This window comes from Aeromonas sp. QDB23 (assembly GCF_027707745.1).
GTDB classification, from domain to species: domain Bacteria; phylum Pseudomonadota; class Gammaproteobacteria; order Enterobacterales; family Aeromonadaceae; genus Aeromonas; species Aeromonas allosaccharophila.
Window position 1 is genome coordinate 1 of the sequence record NZ_JAPCJA010000092.1, and the last position, 7,416, is coordinate 7,416.

3 protein-coding genes and 2 pseudogenes are annotated in these 7,416 nt (G+C 59.9%); 4 read left to right on the plus strand and 1 reads right to left on the minus strand.

Annotated features, from left to right (window positions below; genetic code table 11):
* Positions 1-726: 726 nt before the first annotated feature.
* The gene (locus PG888_RS21905) at positions 727-1,419 is read right to left on the minus strand and encodes a hypothetical protein (protein WP_043851120.1); all 693 of its coding nucleotides are present in this window, start codon (positions 1,417-1,419) and stop codon (positions 727-729) included.
* A 382-nt stretch (positions 1,420-1,801) separates the two neighbouring features.
* Here PG888_RS21905 and PG888_RS21910 point away from each other — a divergent pair, with 382 nt between their 5' ends.
* The 4 genes and pseudogenes from PG888_RS21910 (at position 1,802) to PG888_RS21930 (ending at position 7,189) form a co-directional block, all read left to right on the plus strand.
* Positions 1,802-2,092, plus strand: coding sequence for a nucleotidyltransferase family protein (locus PG888_RS21910; protein WP_043851119.1), 291 nt, complete (start codon positions 1,802-1,804; stop codon positions 2,090-2,092).
* A pseudogene (locus PG888_RS23255) lies at positions 2,089-2,619 on the plus strand (methyl-accepting chemotaxis protein); the annotation flags it as partial. The gene PG888_RS21910 and the pseudogene PG888_RS23255, both read left to right, overlap by 4 nt.
* A gap of 435 nt (positions 2,620-3,054) precedes the next feature.
* A pseudogene (locus PG888_RS21925) lies at positions 3,055-3,891 on the plus strand (substrate-binding domain-containing protein); the annotation flags it as partial.
* Between the two features lie 85 nt (positions 3,892-3,976).
* Positions 3,977-7,189, plus strand: coding sequence for an EAL domain-containing protein (locus PG888_RS21930; RefSeq protein ID WP_270694372.1), 3,213 nt, complete (start codon positions 3,977-3,979; stop codon positions 7,187-7,189).
* Positions 7,190-7,416: the final 227 nt, after the last annotated feature.

Consider the following 7,416-nt stretch of genomic DNA (forward strand, 5'->3'; position numbering starts at 1 on the left):
TTCAGCCGCATAAATGGAGGCGACCTGGAACGGGGCGCTGTTCAGTGCGGCAACGATCCGATTACCGGTGTCGACCCGGACCAGCCAGTCGCTGACACAACGGCTGAAGGGCTTTGTCCTGCAGGAACCGGCCGTTCGCGAGCGACATTCTTTCCGCTCGCAACTGTATCGGATGTATGACGGACGCCCCTTCCATTGAACAGAATGGCGGTGTTCATTCGATTTCGGACTCGATGTCCGTGTTACGCCACTCGAGAGGCAATTCCGACTGGGCACAGTACCGAGCGTCAAGAGCGACGACGTCCTGCTCCTTGGCCAAGAAGCGGGAGTCATTATCAAGTATGTATTGCAGATGCCGAGTCTCCGGCGCGTCCCCCTGGAAATCGGCGCACTCTTCTTCCACGCGATAAGTGGCTGGACCGGTCTGCTCGATACGCTTGAACTCGCAGAAATACCGCGCTCCGCCGATGCCATTCCGTCTCAGAAGCAAGAGGGTGGCGTTCGAGGCTTTGGCGCAAGGCGTATCGCTGGCGACGTAGTAGCCGCGCTGCAGCGGGAGGACAGCCACCTGCCGGAGGCTTTGCGCTGTCGTTGCGCGGACGTCTCGGGAGGCTTGGAGCTCAGGCGAAGGATTGCACGCTGCACTCAGGAGGCATAGCAGGATGATCCGGCACTGAGCCCACTTTGCCCTCGTGACGGACGTCTGGAGGGTACCAGGCGCCTTGCTCATGATGCCGGCATGGCCAAGTTCAACGCCTTGCCGATCTCAGTGGCAACGCCCTTGGCAGTGACCTCATCCAGTCCGGCAGCGAGCACATAAGCCTTTCCGGCAGCTTCGACTTCAACCCGATACGCCACCTCGGCAAGTGCTCGCCGACCCGCCAGCCCCATCGTGACGCCGGTGGGAATGCCTTGATTCGCGTCGTAAACGATCTCGACGCCCCCAGCGAACTTGTTCCTGATGCGCAGGTCATGAATGTCGTCCTTACGCAAGAAGGTTCCGTCGGTCTCAATGCCTTCTGGATTCACGCGAAAACGGCGAGGTGCCGTGGGATTGCCACCCCGGTGGTCCTGCAGCAAGACCAGCCATGTCAGCAAAGCGAAGATCAAGCCCAGGACCCACAGGTAAGCCATTCCACTTCCCACGACGCCTGCGCCCAGGATGATCGAGAGCACGGCAGGAAACCAGAGAATGGGCGGCGCAGCGGGAACAACTGTCAACTGCAGCCAAGCGCCATCTTCCTGTTTGACATACTCGGCCGCATTCTTCGAGGAGGCGCGGAAACGCCGGTATGCAAAGAACAACAAAATTGCGGCGAACGCATATTTGACGGCAGCTTCTCCGAGGGATCTAGGACTGGCCAGCAGCAGAAACCAAAGGCCTGCAACACCATAGATGACTGCAATGACTCGATTCATAGTTCTCCCTTCCTTCGCAACCGAATAGAGATTCCGCACGAGGACGTCGAACGCGAAAATTACCTGAAAGATGTCATAAAGTCAGCATCTCGAATTCTCAAGGCACCGGCTCGTCCTCAATCTGAGCGAAGCTGCCGTTCGAGTGACGACGCTACAGACAGGCCGACCGGCAGCAGTTGGCCGGCAGCAGCCCGTCGTTGCCTGATGGATCCAACCCCTCCGCTGCTATAGTGCAGTCGGCTTCTGACGTTCAGTGCAGCCGTCTTCTGAAAACGACAGCGCGACACAGTAAATCAAGGCATTGCGGTTCTCGAAAATAGTTCTTGAAAGGCTATTCTCGACCCCTTAGCATTGCAATGAGTTTCGATAAGAAAGGATACCCATGCGACCGTCCGTTGTGCTCGACATGAAACGAAGTGCAGTGCGCGAAGCAGTAAGCCGTTTTCGCACGGCGAACCCGCGCGTCTTCGGATCGGTGCTGCATGGTACTGACCGCGATGGCAGCGACCTCGATCTACTGGTCGATGCGCTGCCGGGTGCCACGTTGTTGGACTTGGGCGATCTGCAAGACGACCTGGAATCCTTGCTTGGCGTTCCCGTCGATTTGCTGACGCCCGGCGATCTGCCGCCGAAGTTTCGGGCCAAGGTACTCGCGGAAGCGCAATCGGTATGAGCGAGAACCACCGACTGCCCGACTACCTCGATCACATCCAGCAGGCAGCAACCGATGCGTGCAGCTTCGTGGAAGGGCTGACCAAAGACGACTTCCTGGCCGACAAGCGCACCCAGCAGGCTGTCATCATGAGCCTGATCATCATCGGTGAGGCCGCTACGAAAGTGATGGAGGGCTACGCCGGCTTTATCCAGGCGCACCCCGATGTGCCGTGGCGCAGCATGCGCAACATGCGTAATCGCATGGCCCACGGCTATTTCGCCATCAATCTCGATGTGGTGTGGGAGACGGTACAAGAATGGCTGCCGGCGTTGCAGAAACAACTGCCTGCCGTGCGCCAGGACGCCGACGATGAAGCCCTTCACAGCGAAGTCAGCCGTGTCACGAGTGTCATCAAGGACATTGCGGACCAGACCAACCTGCTGGCGCTCAATGCAGCCATCGAAGCCGCTCGCGCCGGAGAAACCGGGCGCGGCTTTGCCGTGGTGGCCGACGAAGTGCGCAAACTTGCCGAGCGAACCGCCAGAGCGACACAGGAAATCGGACAAATGACGCAGAGTATACAAAACGAAACCCAACACGCGGTCGACGGCAACTCACCCCAAGGCTGTGGAAGCAACACTTCGCGGCCAATCCGCTTCGATCCGATCTCCACCCGCGCTCGAAGTAGGCAAGAACGCCGCTCGGTTACCGCTTACGTTGCTGCTGGCCACCCTGATTGCCTCCAAGAGACGGACCGCCGAAGTGGTCGAGATCGTGGCCACAGTCAAGCTGCTCCGCCGGTCGGAAAGAAGCTGGTAACATTTGTCACCTTTCCCAGAGTGACGCTCATGCGGCCGATCCGATGTCTTGCCTTCCTGGTCCTGTCGTTGGTCTTTGCTGGGTGTGGTGAGGGTGTCGATCGAGAACCCGCGGTCGCAATCTCCACATCCCCGCCCCCCGTTGTAAAGCCGCGAGTGGCGTTGGTCATGAAAACGCTGACCAATCCGTTCTTCGTTGAGATGGAGAAGGGTGCGCGCAAGGCGGAGATTGAGCTCGGCATTGAACTGATCGTCAAGACGGCAGCGCAGGAAACCTCATTCGAACAGCAGGTTTCGATCGTCGAAGATCTAGTTCAGAACAAGCGGGCCGATGCGCTCGTGATCGCCCCTGCGAATGCACACCATCTGATTCCTGCGGTGCGAAAGGCGCGTGATGCGGGTATTCCGGTGGTGATTATCGATGCCCGCCTGGATGCCACCCAACTCGCAGTGGCGGATCTCGCCGGCCTGCCCTTTATCAGCGTGGACAACGAGAAGGGGGCCTATCTCGCGGTCAAGGCGCTGAGCGCAGGGATTGAAGTGCCGACCACGGCAGCCATTCTCGAAGGCATTCGTAGTGCCGAGAATGCGCAGGCGCGCAAGCAAGGTGCGGAGCGTGCGTTTTCAGAGAACACGGCGATCCGAGTGGTTGCCAGTGAAACCGCCAACTGGAAGATCGATGAGGCCTATGAGGTAACCAGGAAAATGTTCGAGCTGCATCCGGGCATCGGCCTGCTGTTCGCCGCCAACGACATGATGGCACTGGGGGCCTTGCGATACTTGAGCGACAATGGGCTGAGCTCGGTCAAGGTGGCCGGTTTCGACGCCTTGCCCGAAATCCGGACCATGGTCGATCAGGGCAAGCTAGCGGTTACCGTCGACCAGCGCTCGGCGGAGCAAGGTTATCAAGGTGTTCTGTATGCGATTCGCCTGCTCAAGGGCGAAAAAGTGCCATCAGAAACGCTGATCGATGTGGCGCTGGTCAGCGCGCCGAAGTAGGCCCGGGATTGCGTTTGAACATCATGACGATCAAATTCGCCGCTCCCTTGGCGGAGTCGGCCCGTTGCTCATGGGTGGGGGGCGGATGCGGCTGAACCTCACCCAGCGCTTCATTGTCTACCTGATTGTGCTTAGCATCCTGCCACTGTTGGTGGTGGGCTTATCGGCGATACACCTGTCGAACCAGGCTCTGGAACATGAGACGCGCAGCAGTGCGATTCAACAGGCTCACGACAAGGCTGCCCTGCTCAACGGGCAGATGGCGCAGATCGAAGCATTGATCGCTAACATCAGCGGGGTTGAGCAGATTGTCGAGGCGGTCTCGGCTGAGCCGCCCGATGGCGATGTGTTCACGCGCCTGGCCACCCAGGCGCAGATCGGCTACGTGCTCAACAATTACATCAACCTGGACGGCCTTGTCTCCATCGACATTTTTACCTTGGGGGGTAGTCACTACCACGTCGGCGACACCCTGGTTTCAAATAACCTGGATGTAACGGCGCGCGAACAGTTGATCGCAGAGACCCTGGCCGCTCCCAGCCGGATACATTGGGCAGGTGTGCAGGCCAACCTCAATCGTGACTCCGCCCACCGCCAGGTGGTAACGGTAGCCCGAGTGATTCGCCGTTTCGATCTGGCGACTTCGCGCGAGGTCCCGGTCGCCTTGCTGCTGATCAACTACGACCCACACCAGATTCGCCGCGAGTTCAGCAAAGCAGGCGTTAGCGAAGATCGCCTGCTGATCGTGTTGGACGGGCGTGATCGCCTCGTATATCACCCCGATCCAGCACGCCTCGGCTCGCACGCAGAACCAGCGTTGATTGCCCAGCTGGCCGAAGCACACAGCGCGACGGTAACGATCAATGCTGCAAGTGGAGTACTCATTAGTCAAGTCGCCCTGCACGCTCCCGGCTGGCGACTTGCGATCTTGGTTCCGGAAGAAACGCGGTATCGCTCAGCGCAGGCCATTGGACGGACCACCACCGTGGTGATGCTGGTGTCGCTCCTTATCGTGGGCGTGGGGGCGGTCTTGTTCGCGCGCCGGGTGGTGCAACCGATTCGTGATGTTGCCAGACGCTTCGGGCAACTACGCGACCTGCCCGATGCCGAATTGCTGCCGCTGGCGCCGCGCGGCGATGACGAGATCGGCAATCTCTCGCGCGGGTTCAATGCCTTTCTGGATGGTTTGAATGTCCGGCGTCAATCCGACGCAAAGCTCCAACTCGCAGCAAGCGTATTCAGCCACGCCCGTGAAGGTATCGTTATCACCGATGCCGATGGCCACATTATCGAGGTCAACGACGCCTTCACCCGTATCACCGGCTATCCCCGAAACGAGGTACTCGGCCGCAACCCCCGCATCCTCAGCTCCGGGCGCCATGATCGAGCTTTCTATGACGAGATGTGGCGTGATCTGCGCACCCGAGGGTACTGGGAGGGGGAGGTCTGGAATATGCGCAAGTCCGGACAGGAGTACGCCCAGTCACTCGCAATCGCGGCCGTGCGCGGGAGCGATCAGCAGACCTCCCACTATGTGGCGCTGTTCTCGGACATCACGCGGCAAAAGGACAATGAGCAGCAGCTCAGGCATATCGCGCACTTCGATCCGCTCACCGGCCTTCCCAACCGGGTGCTGCTGGCCGATCGCCTCGAGCAGGCCATCGTACGGGTAAGGCGCAGCGGCCTGCCGCTGGCACTGGCTTATATCGATCTGGATGGGTTCAAGTCAGTAAATGATGTACATGGCCATGACGTCGGCGATCAACTGTTGGTGACCCTTGCCGCGCGCATGAAGGATTGCCTGCGCGAGGGCGATACCGTCGCCCGCCTGGGTGGCGACGAGTTCGTCGCCGTACTTGCCGATCTGAGCAATCAGAGTACAGCGAAGGATCTGATCGATCGATTGCTGTCCGTCATCGCCCAACCGGTAAAGGTGGATGGCGTGGTCGTTCAGGTTTCCGGCAGCATCGGGATTTCCCACTACCCGCAAAGTGATGATGTCGATCCCGATCAGTTGCTGCGCCAGGCGGACCAAGCGATGTACCAGGCCAAGGTCGCGGGCAAGAACCGTTACCATATTTTTGACACCGCACGGGATGCAAGTCTGCGCGGTCAGCACGAGCACCTGGAGCGCATCCGGGAGGGATTAATCAAGAACGAGTTCGTGCTTCACTACCAGCCCAAGGTCAACATGCGCAGCGGCGAGGTGATCGGAGCCGAGGCCCTGATCCGGTGGCAACACCCGGATCAGGGCCTGCTTGCACCCGTGGAGTTTCTGCCGCCGATCGCACAACATCCGCTGGAAGTGGAACTGGGACGCTGGGTGATCGACACTGCGCTGACCCAGATCGCGGCATGGCAGGACGCGGGAGTCGATTTACCGGTTAGCGTGAACATCTCCGGCTTTCATCTGCAGCAGGCCGGTTTTCTGGATGAACTGCGAGCCCTGCTGGCAGCGCACCCGAACGTGCCGCGCGGCTATCTTGAGCTAGAAGTGCTGGAGAGTAGCGCTCTCGAAGACATCGCCCTGGTCTCCGCGGTTATCGATGCATCCGCGACGCTCGGAGTCAGTTTTGCGCTCGATGATTTTGGCACCGGTTATTCGTCGCTCACCTATCTCAAGCGCCTGCCGGCGCAAGTGCTCAAGATCGATCAGAGCTTCGTTCGCGACATGCTGCAGGACTCGGACGACCTCGCTATTCTAGAAGGAATACTGGGGCTGGCCACCGCCTTTCGGCGCAGGGCGATTGCCGAGGGGGTGGAGACGGTGGCGCACGGCGAAACCCTGCTGCGGCTCGGCTGCGATCTGGGCCAGGGCTATGGCATCGCCCGACCGATGGCGGCGGCCGATCTGCCTGCGTGGCGCCAGCGTTGGCGCCCCGACCCACGATGGGCGCATGCACACTGCCTCGACCGCGAGCTGATGCCGGTGCTGATTGCCGGTGTCGAGCATCGAGGCTGGATTGTTGCCCTGGGGGAACACCTCGATGGCAGGCGCGACGCGCCGCCGCCACTCGATCATCATCAATGCCGATTCGGCCAGTGGCTCGACAAGACCATCCATCAGCCGCGCCACGCCGCAACCTTCGCCACCATTGAAACCTTACATCTCCGGGTACACGCGCTGGCCGCCGACTTGCTCAAGCGGCGTTCGCAGGGTCACGATGTCGAAGCTTTGGCCGGTATGGCGGAACTTCACGCACTCTGGGACGCGCTGCTGGTCCACCTCGAATACCTGTTGAAGGACGATCCGCGCAGCCTGGCGCCGTCGTCTGGAGGCGGATCAAACTGTCGATAGAGAATCCCCCCTGAATCGCCCCGGGTTTGGTGGAGTCGGCACCGGTCGTAGCTTCCGGACACTTAAAGACCGTCAATCTCCGTGCGGTTCCGCCCCCGCTGCTTGGCTTGATACAGCGCCGCATCGGCTGCGGCCAGTAACAGGAATAGCTGTCATTTTCAGAAGACGACTGCACCAGACAACGCGGTTTGAAGGCTGTTGTGCAGTCGTCTATTGAACGAACAGTA